We start from the raw sequence: 19433 nt of genomic DNA on the forward strand, positions 1-19433 counted from the left end.
GCTCCGGTCAGTTCGCCGGTACGACGGCGTTGCGAGCGGACGGGAAGTCGACGGGGCGCTTCTCGCGGAAGGCCTGGCGCGCCTCGGCGTAGTCAGCGCCGGCGAAGTCGAGGATCTCCAGCGCCGCGGACAGCTCGTGCTGGGGCACCGCGCTGGTGAGCCAAACGTTGAGCGCGCGCTTGGTGAAGCGGATCGCCTGCTGGGAACCCCGCGCCAGATGGGACGCGACCTCCAGGGCGCGCGGCAGTACCTGCTCGCGCGGGACGGCCAGGCTCACGAGCCCGATCCGCTCGGCCTCGGCACCGGTCAGCTTCTCCGAGGTGAGCACGTAGTACTTGGTCTTGGCCATCCCCACAAGAAGCGGCCAGATGAGTGCGGCGTGGTCGCGCCGACCCTGGTGTGACCTTCGATCAGCACCGCGTCCTCCGCGGCGATGCTGATGTCGGCGAGCAGTGCGGTCGACAACCCGTAGCCGACTGCGGGGCCGTTGATCGCGGAGATGATCGGCTTCTCGATTCGCAGGACGGTCGCTACCCGCTTGCGTTCGGTCTCCAGCATCGCGAGCGCCTGCTCGGGCGTGGGATCGGGCTGGACGACGTCCATTCCGGTACAGAAGGCTTTGCCGGCTCCGGTGATGACGACGACCCGGGTCTCGTCGTCGCGCTCGACGTCGGCCCAGATCCGGTTCATCTCCTCGAACATCGGCATGGTGAGCGAGTTGTAGTGGTCGGGTCGGTTGATCGTGATCAGCAAAACGCCGTCGTCGTGGCGCTCGACGAGGACATCGCCCGTGCCGTGGTTGTAAAGGTCGCTCATCTAACTTCCTCCGCGGCGTTCTCGAGGTTGTGCTTGGACTGGAACCGGCGAAGCTCCTCTTCATGGGCAGGACGCGCGGCGCGGATGTCGGCCAGGACGTCGTCGGCCGAACGCACCACGTTGCGCGGGTGCTTGAAGTGAGGGATCACGTACTTGCCGAAGAGCTCGATCGAGCGCATGAGCTGGTCGTGGGGAAGGCTGTCGACACGCAGCACGAGCGCGTCGACGCCCATGTCCGCGTATCGCCGGACCTGCTCGATGCAGTGGTCCGGGTCGCCGACGATGAAGCCTTGCGAATGCTCGAACATGTACTCTTCGTCGTCGAAGTCGACGTCTTTGACGGCGCCCATGTAGGCGTAGTCCTTCGACAGCTTGGACAGGCGCTCGTAGGCGCCGGTCGAAAGCTTGACCATCTCGAACAGAGGCTTCGCCTCCCTGCGCGCCCGCGCCGTCGTCTCGGCGCAGTGCATGCCACCGCTGACCGCGACCATTTTGCGCGGCGTGATCGGGTACGGGTGGTCGGTGGCGGCGAGCCTCTCGTCGTAGAGCTTCACCATGTTCTCGACGAGGTCGAACCCGAGGAAGAGGCCGCCCATGATGGCGCCGATGCCCATCGCGGCGGCGGTCTCGACCGAGCTCGGGCTGCCGGCGGCAGCCGAAATGGGCGGATACGGCGCCTGCAGCGGCTTCGGAACCAGGCTGCGCGGCGGGATCTTGTAGTGCTCGCCCACGAACGAGAACGGATCCTCGAGGAACGCCCGACGGATCAGCTCGACGCCTTCTCGCCACTGGGACTTGTTGTCCGACGGGTCGACCTCGAACGCGCGCAGCGCGACGCCATCGCGAGCGGCATGCGTACGGCGGTTCTGCCACTGGGTGCAACCGAGCAGCACGGCGCGCACCTGCCGCTGTCGGTCGACAGCGATCACGCCGACCGGTTGGGTGTCCTCGTCGCCGAGCGGCTCGGCGACGCGCTCGTGCTGCCGACGGTGCGGATCGGCTGTTCCGCGCACCACCTCGGGTTCGCGGGAACGCTCTCGCTGCGGGCCGAGACACTCGAGGCGGTCTGTTTCGACTGCTGCGCAAGCCTCGCGGCGCACGGATTCCGTCGAGTCTTGATCTTCTCGGCGCACATCGGCAACTACCCCGTGCTCAGTGGCATCGAGCCGAAGCTCGCCGCGCGACTCCCCTCTGACCTGGACGTAATCGCCTTCGCAGACTCAGCGGCGATCATCGGCGCGTGGCGAGACGCTGCTCAACGCGTCGCCGGCCTCGCCGCCCACGTCGGCGGGCACGCCGACGTCGCCGAAAGTTCGATCATGCTAGCCGTTCGGCCGGATACCGTCAGAAGCGATCGCGCAACCGCAGGCTTCACCGGGTCCATGGACGAGGAACTGCTGGCTCGAATATTCACTGACGGCGTCAAGGCGGTCGCACCCAACGGGGTGCTCGGTGACCCACAAGGCATGTCGTCCGAGCTGGGATTCGCCTGCCTCAATGCCGTAGCAGACCTGCTCGCGGAGCACGCAACGGCTCGTTATCGGCCTCTCACTTAAGCTTCACACATGACGCGCTCACCTTCTCCTCGTACCGCATCTCCGCGCACCTCCCGCCGGCAGGTGCTGATCAAGGTTGCCGGCGAGTTGTTCCATGAACGCGCCTTCGACGCGGTCACCAATGAGATGATCGGCGCACGCGCCGGCGTGACCGGTCCCGCGCTCTATCGGCACTTCCCGAGCAAGCAGGCGTTGCTCATCGCCGTGCTCGAGGATCCGCTCAACGAACTGCTGGCTCACGCGCGCAAGACGGCAGCCGAGGTGACAGATCCACGCAAGGCACTCGAAGCGATGATCGACCACCATGTCACACGCAGTCTCCAGAACGTTCCGTCCACGCTCGTGTACCTGAAGAACGAACACAACATCCCCGAGGACGAACGCCATCGCATGCGGCGAATGATGCGTCTCTACGCCGAAGAGTGGAGCGTACTGGTCACGCGGCTTCGGCCCGATCTGTCAGACGCACAGACCCGCATCCTCACACACGCCGTCTTCTCGATGATCAACTCAATCCCTCAGTTCAACAGCGGCCTCGATCCCGAGAGCGTCGGGATGACGATCCGCACCGCCGCAATCAACGCGTTGCTCATCCCGGCGGACGCGATCTGACATGAATGGCGACTGGTCGACGCGCTCGGCGCGCAGGACACCCACCCGCGCTGGTCAACGTGCCGTGCTTCACGGCCCAGCCTGAACAGTTGCGCCGCCCCGGCCGCCGAACCCCGCTGCCTGGACGGCCTCGTCGTGCTGATCATCGGTGCCCGCTTGCGGCATTGGCGCCGCCGCCGCGACGGCCGCACCCGGCGGTGATATGGGGTCCACGCTTCGCAGACGGCATCCCGGGCGGTGACCTCGCGCCTGCTCCATTGTCGACGCCACGGGGGCAGCCTCGCACAGAGCGACGGGCGCTGTGTCCATCACGCAAATCCGCTGCGTCGAGGACATCTGCACGGCAGGAGGACATAGGCGCGTAGCGATCTACATCACATACAAATGTCAGACATTCGGTGTTAGGGTCACCTTATGAAGAATCTTCCGGCGCCGCGCCGCGTCGCGAGCTTGTCTGCGCAACTGGTGGACACTCTCCGTGAGCAGATCGCATCCGGCGCATGGCCTGTAGGGATGCGGATTCCGCCCGAACATGATCTGGTCAAGCAACTCGGTGTCGGGCGCACGACGGTGCGCGAGGCGCTCGGCGCGCTGGTGCATCTGGGCCTGTTGGAGGCTCGGAAGGGTGACGGGACGTACGTCCGGGCATCGAGCGAAATGCAGTCGGTACTGATGAGACGTGCCGAAACCTCCAGGGGAAGAGACGTGCTGGAACTGCGCGCAGTGCTGGAGGAGTACGCCTCGGGCCTCGCCGCGCTGCGGCGTACCGAAGATGACCTGATTCGCCTTCGGTACCTCCTCGACGAGGCCGAGGCGACCGCGGATTCCCAGGAGATGGCCGCCATGGCGGAGGTCGACACCCGCTTCCACCAGGCCGTGGTGAGTGCCGGCGGGAACACCCTGCTCACCGAGATGTACGACGTCCTCAGCATCGCGGTCACCGAGCAGATCTGCGGCACACTCTGGCCAAGCGCGACGGCCACAGAGCACACCCTTCTGCATAGGCGTCTTGTTGAGGCGATCGCTGCCCAAGACGAGGTCGGTGCACGCTACTGCGCCGCCGAGATCGTGAAGCTCACCGAGACCGCGACGGAACGACAGAAGTGACCAACTCAAGGACCTCCCACGTCGACCTCGCCGTGCCTACAGAGGCTGACCTGGCCGCAACCACTATGAGGCCGGTTACCACGCCTGCCCTTTCGGCCGGCCTCGTGATCGCGATTCTCTTGGTGGCGGCCAACCTACGCGCGACCTTGACGGGTGTGGGCACACTGCTGCCGGCCATCGAGCACGACACCGGGTTGACCGCGTCGGCGGGTGGCGTACTGAGCACCATGCCGCTGCTCATGTTCGCTGTGACTTCGCCATTTGTCGGGCGTGCCTCACACCGGGTCGGCACCACCCGTCTCCTCGTGGCCGCCCTCGCAGTTCTGACAGCGGGCACCGTGATCCGGTCCCTTCCTTCGATTGCCTGTTTGTTCGTCGGAACTGTGATCCTCTCGGTGGCGATCGCAGTCGGCAACGTTCTGCTGCCTACGGTGATTCGCACCCACGTGCCCGGCCCGCAGGTTCATACCGTTAGCGCCCTCTACGTCACCGCCATGGGATTGGTCGCTGCTCTGTCGTCCGGCATCTCCGTCCCGCTTGCCAAGGTCCTACCCGGAACCTGGCATTCCGCCCTGGCCTGGGGAGTGGTCGTCGCCCTCGCTGCTCTCGCCGGTTGGCTGCCCCGGCTACGCGGGGCCCGACCAGACGGCGGCGTGCGGTCTCGTGGGACCCACGCTCGGACCCCATGGAGATCCTGGCTGGCGTGGCAGGTGTCCTTCTTCATGGGCCTGCAATCCCTTGCCTTCTACACCGCCATCGCCTGGCTGCCCAGCATCCTCAGTAAGCAGGGCATGGGCACCGCAGCTGCCGGCTGGATGCTGTTCTACTACCAACTCGTCGCACTGATCACGAGCATGTTGCTGCCTTTGATCACCCGGGGCCGCCACGACCAGCGCTTCGCTGCTGCCGCGGCCTCAGCGATCATCGCCGCCGGCTTCGCGATTCTGCTCCTCCTTCCAACCCTTGCAGCCGTGGCGTGTACTCTTCTCGGGCTAGGCTCCGGTGTTTGTCTCGTGCTCGCCCTGAGCTTTCAAAGCCAACGCGCCACTGGCCCCAGCGAGACCACAGCCCTGGCCGGGATGGCTCAGTCCATCGGCTATCTCGTCGCTGCGGCGGGGCCCCTTCTTCTGGGCATCCTGCACGACACCACCGACAGCTGGACTGGTGCTCTCATCCTCCTCATCGCATTGAGCCTGGTCATGGCCGCTGCCGGTTACGGTGCTGGACGCGACCGCCACGTTCGCGCCCGTGATTGAACCTCGTCGAGCGCCGGGCCGATCCCGAGGACGGTCGCGCCGGCCTGCTCGCCGCGACTACCGCGGGCCGCCGGGTTCTTCATCGGGATGACGTCCGTCACCTCGTCCGCCCTGGTCCGGGGCCGGTGGCCGTTTTTGGGCGGGGCCTGGGGCGGGCTTTGCCCGGCGAGGACGAGGCTGGTGTGGGGAGGTAGGTGTGCGGGTCATCGGCGCGGGATTCGGGCGTACGGGAAGGCTGTCCCTGAAGGCCGCCCTGGAACGGCTGGGCTTCGCCGAGCCGTTCCCGAGGCGGGGCGGTCGCGAGGACTTCGGCCGTCACACCTGCCGGTACCTGCTGCGCGCCGCGCTGCGCCTGTCGCCCGCGCGCGGGCGCCGCCCTCCGGTCCTGCCGGTGGTTCCGGGAGGCCGCCCGCGCCGTTGAGCCGCGGGACTCCTACCAGCTGCCGCCGTCCCCTCGTCGCCCTCGAAGAAGTCGCCGATCTCGTCGACGACCTCCGCCGCGACGATGCCGCCGATGATGCGGTGGTGACCATGTTCTGCAAGCGGATGGCCGCAGCCCGGGGCGCCGTGCCGGGCCCGCCTGGGGCTTCGCGCGGTGCTGACAGTGCGTGAACCTGGCCCGATCTCGCACGAGCGTCACACCTCCTCCCGTATGCGCTCGGCCAGTGCTCGACATTACTGGCAACTAACACTTTTGCCTCCATGGCGAGCCTTGACCCGGCTTGATCCGCGCTCTACGTTATCGGCAAATAACATTTGGTGGAAGGCGCGGCATGGACGTCATCCTCATGACTGAGTGCGGCACCCCGGTCGGGCTCACACACGAGCACCGCTACCGGGAGAAGCGGCGGCGCCGAGGTGCGTGCCTGGCTGGACGATCACCCGACCTGGTGCGGCGAGCACCACGGGCTGATCAAGATCATCAAGCAGGCCGCGCCGCTCGATCCCGAGCTGCCGGAGCGCCGGGACCGCAACGTGGAGAACTACATCGGCTGGTTGATGGGGCTGCGACGGCCCGGGTCTCCGATGCCCGGCTGACCCCGACCGGCATCCCGACCTATGGAGAGGTGCGATGACCCGCGACCTGGACTCCTTGTCCTTCGAGCCGTTGACCCCGACGTCGTATCTGGATCGTGCCGCGGCAGCGCATGGGGATCGGGTCGGGATGGTGGATGGGCGGTCCCGATGGACGTATGCGGAGCTGCGTGATCGGTGTCAGCGGTTGGCGGGTGGGTTGGCGTCGTTGGCTGGGGGGCGTCCGGTTGCGGTGTTGGCGCCGAACACGCATGTGTCGTTGGAGGCGCATTTCGGGGTGCCGTGGGCGGGGGTGCCGCTGGTCGCGGTGAACACCCGGCTGTCGGTGGGCGAGGTCGCTTACATCCTGGAGCACTCCAAGGCCTCCGTGCTGGTCCACGACCCGTCGTTCGACGCGCTGGTGGACGAGGTCCTCGCCCGGCTGGACGCCCCGCCGCACCGGATCCGGGCGGGGCAGGAGTACGAGGACCTGCTGGGCGCGGCGGAGCCGCTGCACCTGACCCCGACCGACAAGCGGTCGCTGCTGTCGATCAACTACACCTCGGGGACCACGGGCCGCCCGAAGGGCGTGATGTACCACCACCGGGGCGCGTTCCTGCAGGCCGTGGCGATGGTGGGGCACACCGGGCTGACGCCGTCGAGCGTGCACCTGTGGACGCTGCCGATGTTCCACTGCAACGGATGGACGTTCCCGTGGGCGGTGACCGCGGCGGCCGCGACGCACGTCTGCCTGCCCAAGGTGGACCCGGCGGAGATCTGGCGACTGCTCCGGGAGGAGGGCGTCACGCACCTCAACGGGGCGCCGACGGTGCTGTCGATGATCGCCTACGCCAAAGAGGCCGCACCACTGGACCGCACGGTGCGGATCGCGACCGGTGGGGCGCCGCCGTCGCCGGCGATCCTGCGGCGGATGGCGGAGCTGGGGTTCGAGGTCACGCACCTGTACGGGCTGACCGAGACCTACGGCCCGGTGATGCTGTGCGACTGGCGCCCGGAGTGGAACGACCACGGCACCGAGGCGCAGGCGCGGCTCAAGGCGCGCCAGGGCGTCGGGAACATGATCTCGTGCGTGCCGCGGGTGATCGCGGACGACGGCACGGACGTCCCCGCGGACGGTGTCACCATGGGGCAGATCGCGTTGCGCGGCAACAACCTCATGCTCGGCTACCTCGACGACCCGGAGGCCACCCTGGCGGCGGTGCCGGACGGGTGGTTCCGAACCGGGGACATCGGCGTCGTGCACCCCGACGGATACGTGGAGCTGCGTGACCGCTCGAAGGACGTGATCATCTCGGGTGGGGAGAACATCGCGTCGGTCGAGGTGGAGCAGGCGATCATGGACCATTCGGCGGTGCTGGAGGTGGCGGTGATCGCGGTGCCGGACGAGCGCTGGGGCGAGGTCCCTGCCGCCTATGTGAGCCTGCGGGAAGGCGCCACAGCCACCGAGGAGGAGATCATCGAGCATGTGAAGGGCAGGTTGGCCCGGTTCAAGGCGCCGAAGACGGTCACGTTCACCGAGTTGCCGAAGACCTCCACCGGGAAGATCCAGAAGTTCGTGTTGCGGGACAATGCCTGGGCCGGGACTGAGAGCCGCATTCGGTGAACGACACGCGTACGGCGACTTCCTGCCGCCTATGCCGCCGCAGGACCTGGAACCGGCTGCGGCGGCTCGGTCAGACTCCCCGCCTCCCTGCTGCGCGCCTACGGGCCATGGCCACCTCGGCCGACACCGGCGCCGTCCGGGACCCGGCGGGCGCTCACCGGGGCCCGCCCACCGCACCCGGCGCGTCCCCGCCGGGCGGCGGTCCTCCCCGGCGACCGGGGATGAATACTTGACTCCCGGAGGTTTGCCGGTCCCACATCCTTGTAATCGCGTGTCGACCAGGAACAGACTGAGGGGCAGGTCCCCAGCCGTGGAGGTCACGACATGCCGTTGACGGTAAGTCGGGAGAACCGGCGCGAGTTCACCGTTATCGCCATCATCGGCGAGGTGGACCTCAACGGTGTGCCCCGGCTGGGCGAGAACATCGAGGAGGCGTTCCACCGCAAGGCCCCTCAACTGATCTTCGACCTGTCACGCATGAACTTCATCGACTCCTCCGGCCTGCGCGTCCTGGTCCGGGCCGGCGCCAAGGCCGCCAAATGCGGCGGCACCTGCGCGCTCTGCTGTCTGTGCCCCACCCCGAGACGCATCCTGAACCTCACCGGCATCGGCGCCGCCTTCGACATCTACCCCTCGGTGGACGCCGCGATGGCGGGCGGCCCCATGGAGAGCCGGGCATCCCTCAGCCTCTCCTGACCGGGCTCCGGACCGGCCCGTTCTCCTCACCGGTTTCCCGCCGGCCCTTGGGTCAGGCGACGGCCTCGGCGGCGTCGCGCTCGTCGAACTGGGTGCGGTACAACTCCTCGTAGCGACCGCCCGCGGCGAGCAGGTCCAGGTGGGTGCCGCGCTCGGCCACCCGCCCGTCCTCGATCACCAGGATGAGGTCGGCCGCGCGGATCGTGGACAGCCGGTGGGCGATCACCACGGCCGTCCGCCCGGCGAGGGCCTCGCCCAGCGCCTCCTGCACCGCGGCCTCCGAGGTCGAGTCCAGGTGGGCGGTGGCCTCGTCGAGGATCACGACGCGCGGGCGGGCGAGCAGCAGCCGGGCGATCGTCAGCCGCTGGCGCTCGCCGCCGGACAGCCGGTACCCCCGCTCACCGACGATCGTGTCCAGCCCGTCGGGCAGGGAGCGCACCAGGCCGTCGAGCCGGGCGCGGCGCAGGACCTCCCACAGCTCGTCCTCCCCCGCCTCCGGCCGGGCCAGCAGCATGTTGGCGCGGACGGACTCGTGGAACAGGTGCCCGTCCTGGGTGACCATGCCGAGCGTCGCGCGGATCGACTCGGCGGACAGATCGCGCAGGTCGACGCCCCCGAGCCGCACGGCGCCCGAGTCGACGTCGTACAGGCGGGCCAGGAGCTGGGCGATCGTGGACTTGCCCGCGCCCGATGACCCGACCAGCGCGACCATGCGCCCCGGCTCGACGGCGAACGACACGCCGTGCAGTACCTCGGCGCCGCCGCGGGTGTCGAGCGTGGCGACCTCTTCGAGCGAGGCGAGCGACACCTTGTCGGCCGAGGGGTAGGAGAACCGCACGTCGTCGAACTCGACCGAGACAGGGCCCTCGGGGACGGCGCGGGCGCCGGGCCTGTCGACGATGAGCGGCTTGAGGTCGAGCACCTCGAAGACCCGCTCGAAGCTCACCAGCGCGCTCATGACCTCGACGCGCGCGCTGGCCAGGGCGGTGAGCGGCGCGTACAGGCGGGTGAGCAGCAGCGCGAGGGCGACGACGTTGCCCGGTTCGAGCTGGCCGCGCAGGGAGTAGAAGCCGCCCAGGCCGTACACGATGGCGAGGGCCAGCGCGGAGACCAGCGTCAGGGCGGTGACGAACACCGTCTGGACCATCGCCGTGCGCACGCCGATGTCGCGGACGCGCCGCGCCCGGGCCGCGAACTCGGCCGACTCGCTCGCGGGCCTGCCGAACAGCTTGATCAGCGTCGCGCCCGGCGCGGAAAACCGCTCGGTCATCTGGGTGCTCATCTGCGCGTTGTGGTCGGCCGCCTCGCGCTCCAGGTGGGCCAGGCGCGTGCCCATGCGCCGCGCGGGCAGGACGAACACCGGCAGCAGCACCAGCGCGAGCAGCGTGACCTGCCAGGACAGGCCGATCATGACGACGAGCGTGAGCACGAGCGTCACGACGTTGCCGACCACGCCCGACAGGGTGTCGCTGAAGGCGCGCTGGGCGCCGATGACGTCGTTGTTGAGGCGGCTGACCAGCGCGCCCGTCCTGGTGCGGGTGAAGAACGCGACCGGCATGCGCTGGACGTGGTCGAACACGGCTCTGCGCAGGTCGAGGATCAGCCCCTCGCCGACGCCGGCCGACAACCAGCGTGTCAGCAGCCCGAGCCCGGCGTCGAGCAGCGCGATGACGGCGATCAGCACCGCCAGCGTCACCACCGTGCCGAGCGCCTCGCCGCGCACGATCGCGTCCACGACGCGGCCGGCGAGCACGGGCGAGGCGACCGCGAGCACCGCCCCCACCACGCTCAGCAGCAGGAACCAGGCCAGCATGCGGCGGTGCGGCCGCGCGAACGCGCCGATGCGCCGCAACGTGGCCTTCGAGAACGGCCGCCGGTCGTCGCTCGCGTGCATCGCGTGGTACAGCGAATGCCACGCGGTCACTTCCATGTCCATCGTCACAACACCCCGTGTTCAGGCGGGCCCGGCGCTTCGCCGGACCTCTCGGTCGTCCACCGGCCCTCGCGGCGGCCGTGATCACAGGGTGCGCTCCGCGGCCGGTGCGGCGAGCCCACAGAAAACCCTAGAACCTCAACAAACGTTGAGGTCAAGGAGCCTCCTCGGGGCGCCGCGGCCGCGGCAGGGCCGTCACTCCGGCGATTCGCCGTCGCGCAGCCCGCGCCGCTGAAGGTCGATCAGCCACGCCATGGACGGCGCGATCAGGAGCACACCCACCGCGATCACGACCATTGTGGCGACCAGCACCGACATTTCCGCGGCCGCCTGACGGTAGGTGAGGTTCGGCGGCAGCATGACGGGGTACTGCGCCAGCGGCCATCCCCACAGGATCGCGATCACGCCCAGCATCGCCGCGGCGCGCACCAGCGAGTAGACCCGCCACCACAGCAGCACGAGCGACGCCACGCCGAACACCGCGCTCGCCACCACCACGGGCAGGGCGCGCCCGGTGAGCCCGTCGTACAGCGGCCGGGCGTCCCAGCGCAGGGCGGCGAGGCCGCCGAGGGCGACGGCGCCGATGACGACCGCCGCGACCAGCGCGCGGGCGCGGAACCACTCGGCCACCTCTGGCTTCCCGCCCTCGACCGCGTCGTCGCTCAGATAGGCCCCGGCCAGGTACACGCAGACCAGGACGGCGAGCACGCCGCCGAGGATCGAGGTCGGGTTGAGCCAGCTCGTGACGATGTTCCCCCTGGCCAGGCCGGGCGGCACCCGGCCGGAGGCGATGCCGCCCGCGACCGTGCCGAGGAAGAAGGGGGTGAGGACCGAGGAGATCGCGAAGGCCCCGCCGAACAGCCGCCGCTGCCACAGCTCCCGTGCGGCCTTGCGGAACGCGAACGCCGTGCCCCGGGCGATGATCCCGAGCGCGGCGAGGGTCAGCGGGATGTAGAGGGTGGACATCACCGAGGCGAACACCCCGGGGAAGGCCGTCCACAGCACCACCAGGACGAAGATCAGCCACACGTGGTTGGCCTCCCAGACCGGCCCGATCGCCCGCTCGATGAGCTTGCGCCGTGGCATGCCGGGACGGCTGCGCCCGGCCATCAGGTCCCAGGCCCCGGCGCCGAAGTCCGCCCCGGCCAGCAGGGCGTACAAGGTCAGCCCCACCCACATCACCACGAGCACGACGCGCGCGACGTCCATCAGCGCGGCCCCGGCGCGGGCTCCGGCTCCTGCGGCGCGATCACCTGGCCGCCCCGGCGCAGCAGCCGCAGGACGTACAGGGTGACGACGGTGAGCACGAGGTAGACGAGCGTCACGACGACGAACCCATTCCACAGCCCCGGAGCGGGGTTCACCGCGTCGAATGTGCGCATGTGACCGTACACCGTCCACGGCTGCCTGCCGACCTCGGTGACCGTCCATCCGGCCTCGACGGCGATCACCGCCGCCACCCCGGACAGGGCGGCCAGCCGCAGGAACCACGGCGAGCGCGGCGTCCCGCGCCGCCGCCACCAGCTCCAGGCGAGCCAGGCCGACAGCGCGAGCAGCGCGAAGCCCATCGCGACCATCAGGTCGAAGGCCAGGTGGACGATGCCGACCGGCGCGCGGTCCGGCCTGGGGACGCGGTCGAGGCCCTGGACGACGGCGTCGAAACTGCCCTTCGCCAGGAAGGACAGCATCTTCGGCACCTCGATGGAGTAGTGCAGCCGGTCGCCGGAGACGATGCCGCCGATGCTCAGCGGCGCGCCCGCCCGCGTCTGGAAGAGCGCCTCGGCGGCGGCGAACTTGGCCGGCTGGAGCCGGGCGACCTCCCTCCCCGCCCAGTCGCCCACCACGACCTGGACGGGCGTGAGCGCGGCCGCGAGCGTGAAGGGGACCAGGAAGCCCAGCCTGTGGTAGCGGTCCGTACGTCCCCGCAGCATGCCCGCCGCGTACACGCCCGCGACGAGGAAGCCGGAGACCATGAACGCCGCCACGATCATGTGCAGGGTCTCGTGCGGCACGGCCGGGTTGAACATCGCCCGCCACGGGTTCACGTTCCGCACCACGGCGCCCGCGGGCGTGAAGCCCACCGGCGCGTTCATCCACGCGTTGGCGCAGACGACGAGGAAGGCCGACGCCGTCCCGGCGAGCAGCACGGGCAGCCCGGCGAGCAGGTGGGCCTTCGGCGTGAGGCGGTTCCAGGAGTAGAGGTAGATGCCGAGGAAGATGGCCTCCACGAAGAAGGCGACGCCCTCGGCGGCGAACGGCAGGCCGATCACCTGGCCGTAGACGCCCATCATGGCGGGCCACAGCAGGCCCAGCTCGAAGCTGAGGATCGTCCCCGACACCGCGCCCGCCGCGAACAGCACGCCGACCGCCGTGGCCCACTGGTGGGCCAGCCGCATGTACGCGTCGTCGCCCGTGCGGATCGCCCGCCATTCGGCCAGCAGGATCAGCGCGGGCATGCCGACGCCCAGGCAGGCGAGCACGATGTGCCAGCCGAGCGACAGCGCCATCTGCGTACGCGCCGCGAGGAGGTCCTGCGGGCTCGCCGGGCCGGCCGCGTTCCGGAGGACCTCCAGGACCCCCGCACCGGCCGTCGCCGCCATGCGCGCCGTTTCGGCGAGCAGGCCCAAGGCCGGCTGCCACGTCCCCATCCGCGCCTCCCCCGCGCCGCACCCGCGTGGCGCGCCAGTGGTCGGCACGCGTGTTTCTGCAGGTTAAGGGGTGGGTGCGCCCGCGACGAGGCTTCCGGCGGCGGCGCGTCGGCGGTTGCCCGAACCCATGCCGGTGGTTTGCCCGCAGCCGGGTGACCATGCCGCGACGGCGTGGTTAGGGTGAGTGCTGTACCGCGCCGTCTTGGCGTATCCCGGGAAGCCATAGCGACGTTCCGTCGGCCCAGGGGCGAGCTCCAGGGCCGCAGACGAGTCTGGTTACGGAGTTGATTCTCATGTTCAGACGACTCATCGCCACCGGCATCCTGCTCACCGTCGCCGTTCTCGCGATGACGGCGCCCGCCTCCGCCGCCCACGTGCGCGGCGGGGACGATGATGACGACGACTGGGACGACGAGGACGACGACTGGGACTGACGAGTGCCGGTGTCACCGGCGCGGCGCCCCGCGTGACCGCCTGAGGACGGCCGCGCGTCCCGCGCCCCGGCACGGCGCCGCCCTGCGAGAGGTCGTCGCGGGGCGACGCCCGTCCGGGCGCTCACGCGCGCGCGGCCGCCGCGGACCCCGGCGAGCCGACCGGCCTCGCCGGGCTCACGAGATGGACAGCGCGCCGGACGGGCAGACCTGCACGGCGCGCCGGACCGCCCCCTCCTTGTCGGCGGGGGGCTCGGGAAGCAGCACCACGACCGTGCCGTCCTCCTCGCTCTGGTCGAACACCTCGGCGGCGGTGAGCACGCACATGCCCGCGCCGATGCAGACGTCGGTGTCCGCTTTGATCCGCATGAGCAAACCTCCTACCAGGCGACCGGCAACCGGTGAACGCCGTAGATGGCCATGTTGGACCGCATCGCGACCTCCTCCTCCGGCGTCGCGAGGCGGAGCCCCGGGAAGCGACGCAGCAGCGCCGGGTATCCGATGCGCATCTCGATGCGGGCGAGCTGCTGCCCGAGACACTGGTGGACGCCGTGACCGAACGAGAGGTGCCCGGTGGCCTGCCGCGTGATGTCCAGCGTATCGGGGGATTCGAACCGCCCGGGATCACGGTTCGCGGCGCCGAGCGAGAGCGTCACGGACTCGCCGGCCTTGATGGTGTACCCCTCGATCTCGGCGTCCTCCAGCGCGGTCCTGATCGGGCCGATGTGGACGATCGTGAGGTACCTCAGCAGCTCCTCCACGGCGGAGTCGGCCAGTGAGGGGTCGTCGCGCAGCGCGGCGAGCTGGGCGGGGTTCTTCAGCAGGGTGTAGGTGCCGAGCGCGAGCATGTTCGCGGTGGTCTCGTGGCCGGCGATGAGCATGAGCACCGAGGCTCCGGCGATCTCGATGTCGGTGAGCTCCCCGGTCGCGATCAGACCGCCGATCAGGTCGTCGCCCGGCTCGGCGCGCTTGAGGGTGACCAGGCCGCGGATGTAGTCCACCAGGTTCTCCATCGCCCCCTTCGCCTGCTCGATGGACGACTCCAGGCTCAGCAGGGTGGTCGAGTCGCGCTGGAAGCGGTCGTGGTCGTCGTACGGGACGCCGAGCAGTTCGCAGATGACCAGGGACGGGATCGGCAGGGCGAACTCCCGCACGAGGTCGGCGGGCGCCCCCACCTGTTCCATGGCGTCGAGCCGGTCGGCGGTGATCTTCTCGATCCGCGGTTCGAGCTGCCGCATGCGGCGGACGGTGAACTGGCCGGTGAGCAGGCGGCGGAAGCGCGTGTGCTCGGGCGGGTCCTCGCGGATGAAGAACCCGGGCAGCTTGGCCAGGGTCTGCACCCGTGCGCGCTGGCTGATCGGCGGGTGCAGGCGCGGGGTCTCGGCGCTGAAGCGGGGGTCGGCGAGCACCGCGCGCACCGCGGAGTATCCGGTGGCGAGCCAGCCGACGTGGTCGTCGGCGTACAGCATCGGCCGGATCGGGCCCTCCTCGCGCCATCGCCCCAGGTCTCCGGGAGGATCGAACGGTTCCTCCCGGGACAGGGGAAGGGTGACCGGCTCGGGCATAACGTTGGCCATGAGACGCTCCTTGACTGGACGCTCTTACGGAACTTGACCAGATTTGCTCTCCCAAGAAAACAGTACCTCCTCCGAAGTTGCAATGGCTGAAAAAAAGCATCAGATGCAGTAAAATTCCGTCATGGGCGGCATCGGGCTGAGGGAACGCAAGAAGCAGCGCACGCGCCGTGCGCTGGTCGAGGCCGCCGTGCGCCTCTTCGAGGAGAAGGGCTTCGACGAGACGACCGTCGCCGAGATCGCCGCCGCCGTGGAGGTCGCGCCCCGCACGTTCTTCAGCTACTTCCCGAGCAAGGAGGACGTGCTGTTCTTCGACACCCGGTCGCGGTTCGAGCGCGCACTGGCGATCATCGCCGGCCGCCGGCCGGGCGAGCCCCTGGTGGACCTGCTGGTGCGCGTGGGCGACGCGGTGCTCGTCCACCTGGACGGCACGCTCCGCCAGGATGACCGCGACACCGGCGGGGTGGACGGCACGGAGGACGCCGAGGACGCCGACTCGGCCGAGCTCGCGGAGGACGCGCGGCTGGCCCTGAGGCTGGCCCCGGCGCGCTACGATCTGATCACGTCGGTCCCGGCGCTCCAGGCGCGGGCGCTGCACCTGCTGTTCGACGTCCAGCGCGAGCTGTCGGAGGCCCTGTGCCGGGCGTACAAGGGCGAGCTCGACCCCATCGAGGCCGCGGCGGTCGTGGGCGTCTTCGTCGGCGGGGCGAAGATGGCGGCGATGGCCAGCCGCGACCGCGGCGAGTCCCCGGAGATGATATGGGCGGCGGCGCGCCGGGGCGTCCAGATCGCCGTCCGCGGGCTGGGCTCGCTGGACGATCCGGGCCGGCGCGGCTGAGGCTCCGCACGGGCGGGCGTCCACATCTGGACGGCCGGGGCGGCGCCTCGCGATGATACGCCGCGAGCGACTACACGAAACCGCCACAAAAGCCTAACCGACCGCGGTACAGGGTGCACGATTTGGTCACAAAAGGTCTTATTGGGCTGATCGGCCCGCCACCAGCCTGTTTTACGACAAAATCATGCCCCGAGGGCGTGCGCATGGTGAGCCCTCGACCGTGAACACCCGGCTCCGCCGGAGTCCCGCGTCAAGTCCGTCACGGAATTGCATTGCGGCGCGGCTGTTCGTGGTGTTCCGTCGCGCTGTGGGGTACAGATATGAACGGTCCTGAGACGCTGCCATTCGGCGAGGGCACCCAGACGGCCCGCCCCGGCGGGACCCCCCTCGTCGGCCGACACGACGCTCTGCGCGAATTCACCCAGACGGTCGACGCCCTGTCTCCCGGCCACCCCGGCTCCTCCTCCGGGTACCCCCCGCGCACCGGGTCCAGCGGGTTCCGGTTCCTGGCCGTGGTCGGCGAGCCCGGCGCCGGCAAGACCCGGCTGCTGGCCGAGCTCGCCCACCTCACCACCGGCCGCGGCCTGACCACACTGTGGGGCAGAGCGGCCGAGTTCGAGCAGATCATGCCGTTCAGCGCGCTGGTCGACGCCCTGGACGACCACCTGGAGGCCCGCCGCGACGAGCTGTCGGGACGGCTCGCCCCCGGTCAGGCCCGCGGGCTCGCCAGCGTCTTCCCCGCGCTGGCCGCCAAGTTGCCGCCGGAGGCCGAGGACGCCGAGGCCCCCGAGAGCGACGACCAGAGCGGAATGGTCCGCTACCGGCTCTACCGCGCGCTGCGCCAGCTCGTCGACGAGCTGGCCGCGCCCAGCGGGCTGGCGCTCATCCTGGACGACCTGCACTGGGCCGACGACAGCTCGGCCGAGTTCCTGGACCACCTGGTACGCCATCCCCCGCGCGGCAAGGTGCTGGTCGCCATCGCCTACCGGCCCGCCCAGGTCACCCCGCGCCTGGCCGCCCTGGCGCTGAGCGCGGGCGCGCGCGGCCGGCAGGTCACGGTCGGCCCGCTCGACCAGGCCGAGGTCGAGGAGTTCCTCGGCCCGCGCGTCAACCGCACCCGCAGCCGCGCCCTGTACGAGGCGAGCGGCGGCAACCCGTTCTACCTGGAGGCGCTGGCGCGCATGAGCCAGCGCGAGGTCGGCGACCTGCCCCCGACCGTCCGGGCCGCGCTGCGCGTGGAGCTGGGCGACCTGTCCCCCGGCTCGCTGCTGATCGCCCAGGCGGCCGCCGTGACCGCCGACGAGTTCGTCCCCGCGCTGGCCGCCGTCACCGCGCAGGTGCCCGAGGCGACCGCCCTGGAGGGGCTCAACGAGCTGGTCGCCCGCGACATCGTCCGCCCCGCCGCCGCCGGGCGGTTCCGCTTCCGCCACCCGCTGGTCCGCCGCACCGCCTACGAGTCGGCCGCGGCCGGCTGGCAGCTCGCCGCGCACGCCCGCCTGGCCGCCCACCTGGCCGAGCTGGGCGCACCGGCCACCGTCCAGGCCCACCACGTGGAGCGGTCGGGATCCTTCGGCGACCAGCGCGCCGTCGCCACCCTGGTCGAGGCCGCCCGCACGGTGGCCACCCACGCCCCCGTCACCGCCGCCCACTGGCTGCGCAAGGCCCTCGACCTGACCCCCGAGGAGCCCGCCACGCTGGAGGACCGCCTGGAACTGCTGATGGAGCTCAGCCGCACCCAGGGGGTCAGCGGGCGCCTGGCCGAGGGCCGCGACACCGCCCGCGAGCTGCTGCGCCTGCTGCCCGTCGACGACCACGCCCGCCGCGCCCGCGCCGCGCGCATCTGCGCCCTGATGGAACGCCAGCTCGACCGTCCCGCCGAGGCGCGGGCCCTGCTGCTGGACGAGCTGCGCCGCATGCCCGACCCCCGGGCCGCCGCCGCGATCCCGCTGCGCATGCGGCTGGTCGCCGAGAGCATGATGCGCGTCGACTTCCGCGCCGCCCAGGCCGTGCTGGACCTCATGCCCGACTCCGGCGACGACTGGGAGCCCGACCTGGCCATGGCGGTGGCGGCCCTCCGCCCGATGCCCGCCTACGCCGCCGGGCGCATGGTCGAGGCGCTGCGCGCGGCCGATGCCGCCGACCGGCTCGTCAGCACCGCCCTGGACGACCACCTCGCCGAGTGGCTGGACGCCGTGGCCTGGCTGTGCTGGGCCGAGACCAACCTCGGCCGCTACTCGGTGGCGCTGCGCCACTTCGAGCGCGCCGTCGCCGTCGCCCGCTCCACCGGGCAGACCTACATCCTGACCAACCTGCTCGCGGGCAAGGCCAGGACGCTCACCGTGCTCGGCAGGCTCCCCGAGGCGCTCGCCACCGTCGAGGAGTCCGTCGAGGGCGCCCGGCTGCTGGAGTCCGGCCAGCAGCTCGTCTTCGCGCTCACCCAGTTCTGCGTCTCCTCGGCCCTGACCGGCGAGCACGAAGCCGCGTTGCGGGCCGTCGAGGAGGCCATCCGGGCGGGCGTGGGAGGCGGCGAGGTCTGGAGCGACATGGCGCGGCACGCCCGGGGCGTCGCGCTGGTGATGGCCGGGCGCATGGGCGAGGGCATCGAGGCGATCCTGGACGCGTGCGGCCGGTTCGACGACCCCCGCCTGGACCGCGGCACGCTGGTGGCGAGCTGTGAACTACTGGCCCTGGCCGAGGCCTCCCACGGCCGCGCCTCCGAGGCGGTGCGGTGGGCGGAGGTCGCCGCCGGCATCACCGACCCCGCGCTGCCGGTGTTCTCCGGGTTCATCCCGCTGGCCCGCGCCCACGCCCTGCGCGCGTCCGACCCCGCCCAGGCGGCGGCGCTGGCCCAGGAGGCGGCCAGGCTGCTCACCGCCGGCGAGCGCCGCATCGACGCCGGGCGCGCCCTGCTCGCGGCCGGGCAGGCGTACGGCGACGCGGGACGGCGGCCGGTGGCCATCGAGTGCCTGCGCGACGCCGCCGAGATCTTCCAGACCGCCGGCGCGCGCGCCCTCGCGGCCCAGGCCCTGCGCGAGCAGCGCCGGCTCGGCGTGCGCGTCTCCTCCACGGCCGCGGCCGGGCAGGGCGGCGGCGCGCACGGGCTCTCGCCGCGCGAGCTGGAGATCGCCGGGCTGGTCGCCGAGGGCCTGACCAACCAGCAGATCGCCGAGCAGCTCTTCCTCAGCGCGCGCACCGTCGAGACTCACCTCACCCGGGTCTTCGCCAAGCTCGGCGTCACCTCCCGCGTCGGCGTGGCCACCAAACTCAACCGAAAGTGAACCGAAACCCCTGATCCACTGTCTCACCTACGGGGACCCCTACCCGGTGT

Annotated in this window: 19 protein-coding genes; 11 read left to right on the top strand and 8 right to left on the bottom strand. The window is 70.6% G+C overall.

Annotated elements, in window-relative coordinates:
- Window positions 1–7 precede the first annotated feature (7 nt).
- Genes AB0M95_RS03480 through AB0M95_RS03490 form a run of 3 tightly spaced genes read right to left on the bottom strand, consistent with a single transcriptional unit; the run spans window position 8 to window position 1718 of the window.
- Window positions 8–349, bottom strand: a complete 342-nt coding sequence (locus AB0M95_RS03480) for an enoyl-CoA hydratase-related protein (RefSeq protein WP_363758824.1) — start codon at window positions 347–349, stop codon at window positions 8–10.
- Entirely contained in the window at window positions 307–816 is a 510-nt protein-coding gene (locus AB0M95_RS03485) for an enoyl-CoA hydratase/isomerase family protein (protein WP_363758827.1), read from the bottom strand. The genes AB0M95_RS03480 and AB0M95_RS03485 overlap by 43 nt, the downstream gene beginning before the upstream one ends.
- The gene (locus AB0M95_RS03490) at window positions 813–1718 is read right to left on the bottom strand and encodes an LLM class flavin-dependent oxidoreductase (RefSeq protein ID WP_363758830.1); all 906 of its coding nucleotides are present in this window, start codon (window positions 1716–1718) and stop codon (window positions 813–815) included. Before AB0M95_RS03490 ends, AB0M95_RS03485 begins: the two co-directional genes overlap by 4 nt.
- Between AB0M95_RS03490 and AB0M95_RS03495 the strand changes: the two genes are divergently transcribed.
- From AB0M95_RS03495 to AB0M95_RS03530, 8 genes are all read left to right on the top strand, one after another.
- On the top strand, window positions 1668–2372 hold the full coding sequence (locus AB0M95_RS03495) for a creatininase family protein (RefSeq protein WP_363758833.1): 705 nt from the start codon (window positions 1668–1670) through the stop codon (window positions 2370–2372). The two genes, AB0M95_RS03490 and AB0M95_RS03495, sit on opposite strands and share 51 nt — an antisense overlap.
- Window positions 2373–2381: 9 nt before the next feature.
- Window positions 2382–2984 (top strand): TetR/AcrR family transcriptional regulator, encoded by a 603-nt coding sequence (locus tag AB0M95_RS03500; protein WP_363758836.1) that lies wholly within the window; start codon window positions 2382–2384, stop codon window positions 2982–2984.
- A gap of 414 nt (window positions 2985–3398) precedes the next feature.
- Window positions 3399–4091, top strand: coding sequence for a FadR/GntR family transcriptional regulator (locus AB0M95_RS03505; protein WP_363758839.1), 693 nt, complete (start codon window positions 3399–3401; stop codon window positions 4089–4091).
- A gap of 104 nt (window positions 4092–4195) precedes the next feature.
- Entirely contained in the window at window positions 4196–5347 is a 1152-nt protein-coding gene (locus AB0M95_RS03510) for an MFS transporter (RefSeq protein WP_363758842.1), read from the top strand.
- 196 nt (window positions 5348–5543) lie between these two features.
- Window positions 5544–5768, top strand: a complete 225-nt coding sequence (locus AB0M95_RS03515; protein WP_363758845.1) for a sulfotransferase — start codon at window positions 5544–5546, stop codon at window positions 5766–5768.
- Window positions 5769–6205: 437 nt separating this feature from the next.
- Window positions 6206–6385 (top strand): hypothetical protein, encoded by a 180-nt coding sequence (locus AB0M95_RS03520; RefSeq protein ID WP_363758848.1) that lies wholly within the window; start codon window positions 6206–6208, stop codon window positions 6383–6385.
- 34 nt (window positions 6386–6419) lie between these two features.
- A complete protein-coding gene (locus tag AB0M95_RS03525; RefSeq protein ID WP_363758851.1) occupies window positions 6420–7985 on the top strand; it encodes an AMP-binding protein in 1566 nt (521 codons plus the stop codon).
- 324 nt (window positions 7986–8309) lie between these two features.
- Entirely contained in the window at window positions 8310–8681 is a 372-nt protein-coding gene (locus AB0M95_RS03530) for an STAS domain-containing protein (RefSeq protein WP_363758854.1), read from the top strand.
- A gap of 52 nt (window positions 8682–8733) precedes the next feature.
- On the opposite strand, the gene AB0M95_RS03535 is transcribed toward AB0M95_RS03530, so the two are convergent.
- The 3 genes from AB0M95_RS03535 to AB0M95_RS03545 all read right to left on the bottom strand — a co-directional run bounded on the left by AB0M95_RS03535 (window position 8734) and on the right by AB0M95_RS03545 (window position 13262).
- Window positions 8734–10617 carry an ABC transporter ATP-binding protein gene (locus tag AB0M95_RS03535; protein ID WP_363758857.1) on the bottom strand — a complete coding sequence of 628 codons (1884 nt, stop codon included), beginning with the start codon at window positions 10615–10617 and terminating at the stop codon, window positions 8734–8736.
- 192 nt (window positions 10618–10809) lie between these two features.
- Entirely contained in the window at window positions 10810–11823 is a 1014-nt protein-coding gene (locus AB0M95_RS03540) for a cytochrome d ubiquinol oxidase subunit II (RefSeq protein WP_363758859.1), read from the bottom strand.
- Window positions 11823–13262 (bottom strand): cytochrome ubiquinol oxidase subunit I, encoded by a 1440-nt coding sequence (locus AB0M95_RS03545; RefSeq protein WP_363758862.1) that lies wholly within the window; start codon window positions 13260–13262, stop codon window positions 11823–11825. Before AB0M95_RS03545 ends, AB0M95_RS03540 begins: the two co-directional genes overlap by 1 nt.
- Before the next feature lie 293 nt (window positions 13263–13555).
- Here AB0M95_RS03545 and AB0M95_RS03550 point away from each other — a divergent pair, with 293 nt between their 5' ends.
- Window positions 13556–13696 carry a hypothetical protein gene (locus AB0M95_RS03550; protein ID WP_363758864.1) on the top strand — a complete coding sequence of 47 codons (141 nt, stop codon included), beginning with the start codon at window positions 13556–13558 and terminating at the stop codon, window positions 13694–13696.
- Between the two features lie 174 nt (window positions 13697–13870).
- Here the strand turns inward: AB0M95_RS03550 and AB0M95_RS03555 are convergent, their stop codons facing one another.
- A complete protein-coding gene (locus tag AB0M95_RS03555; protein WP_363758867.1) occupies window positions 13871–14062 on the bottom strand; it encodes a (4Fe-4S)-binding protein in 192 nt (63 codons plus the stop codon).
- An 11-nt stretch (window positions 14063–14073) separates the two neighbouring features.
- On the bottom strand, window positions 14074–15270 hold the full coding sequence (locus AB0M95_RS03560) for a cytochrome P450 (protein ID WP_363758870.1): 1197 nt from the start codon (window positions 15268–15270) through the stop codon (window positions 14074–14076).
- 121 nt (window positions 15271–15391) lie between these two features.
- Here AB0M95_RS03560 and AB0M95_RS03565 point away from each other — a divergent pair, with 121 nt between their 5' ends.
- Window positions 15392–16105: a TetR family transcriptional regulator gene (locus AB0M95_RS03565; protein ID WP_363758873.1), complete on the top strand. Its 714-nt coding sequence runs from the start codon at window positions 15392–15394 to the stop codon at window positions 16103–16105.
- 320 nt (window positions 16106–16425) lie between these two features.
- Window positions 16426–19383 carry an AAA family ATPase gene (locus tag AB0M95_RS03570; protein ID WP_363758876.1) on the top strand — a complete coding sequence of 986 codons (2958 nt, stop codon included), beginning with the start codon at window positions 16426–16428 and terminating at the stop codon, window positions 19381–19383.
- Window positions 19384–19433 lie beyond the last annotated feature (50 nt).

The sequence above is a fragment of the Sphaerisporangium sp. NPDC051017 genome (genome assembly GCF_040683095.1).
Classification (GTDB): Bacteria; Actinomycetota; Actinomycetes; order Streptosporangiales; family Streptosporangiaceae; genus Sphaerisporangium.

Coding starts and splice junctions, on each gene's coding strand:
- AB0M95_RS03480 (WP_363758824.1), bottom strand. CDS start 349: ATGGCCAAGACCAAGTACTACGTGCTCACCTCGGAGAAGCTGACCGGT.
- AB0M95_RS03485 (WP_363758827.1), bottom strand. CDS start 816: ATGAGCGACCTTTACAACCACGGCACGGGCGATGTCCTCGTCGAGCGC.
- AB0M95_RS03495 (WP_363758833.1), top strand. CDS start 1,668: ATGCGTACGGCGGTTCTGCCACTGGGTGCAACCGAGCAGCACGGCGCG.
- AB0M95_RS03500 (WP_363758836.1), top strand. CDS start 2,382: ATGACGCGCTCACCTTCTCCTCGTACCGCATCTCCGCGCACCTCCCGC.
- AB0M95_RS03505 (WP_363758839.1), top strand. CDS start 3,399: ATGAAGAATCTTCCGGCGCCGCGCCGCGTCGCGAGCTTGTCTGCGCAA.
- AB0M95_RS03525 (WP_363758851.1), top strand. CDS start 6,420: ATGACCCGCGACCTGGACTCCTTGTCCTTCGAGCCGTTGACCCCGACG.
- AB0M95_RS03530 (WP_363758854.1), top strand. CDS start 8,310: ATGCCGTTGACGGTAAGTCGGGAGAACCGGCGCGAGTTCACCGTTATC.
- AB0M95_RS03535 (WP_363758857.1), bottom strand. CDS start 10,617: ATGGACATGGAAGTGACCGCGTGGCATTCGCTGTACCACGCGATGCAC.
- AB0M95_RS03540 (WP_363758859.1), bottom strand. CDS start 11,823: ATGGACGTCGCGCGCGTCGTGCTCGTGGTGATGTGGGTGGGGCTGACC.
- AB0M95_RS03545 (WP_363758862.1), bottom strand. CDS start 13,262: ATGGGGACGTGGCAGCCGGCCTTGGGCCTGCTCGCCGAAACGGCGCGC.
- AB0M95_RS03550 (WP_363758864.1), top strand. CDS start 13,556: ATGTTCAGACGACTCATCGCCACCGGCATCCTGCTCACCGTCGCCGTT.
- AB0M95_RS03555 (WP_363758867.1), bottom strand. CDS start 14,062: ATGCGGATCAAAGCGGACACCGACGTCTGCATCGGCGCGGGCATGTGC.
- AB0M95_RS03560 (WP_363758870.1), bottom strand. CDS start 15,270: ATGGCCAACGTTATGCCCGAGCCGGTCACCCTTCCCCTGTCCCGGGAG.
- AB0M95_RS03565 (WP_363758873.1), top strand. CDS start 15,392: ATGGGCGGCATCGGGCTGAGGGAACGCAAGAAGCAGCGCACGCGCCGT.
- AB0M95_RS03570 (WP_363758876.1), top strand. CDS start 16,426: ATGAACGGTCCTGAGACGCTGCCATTCGGCGAGGGCACCCAGACGGCC.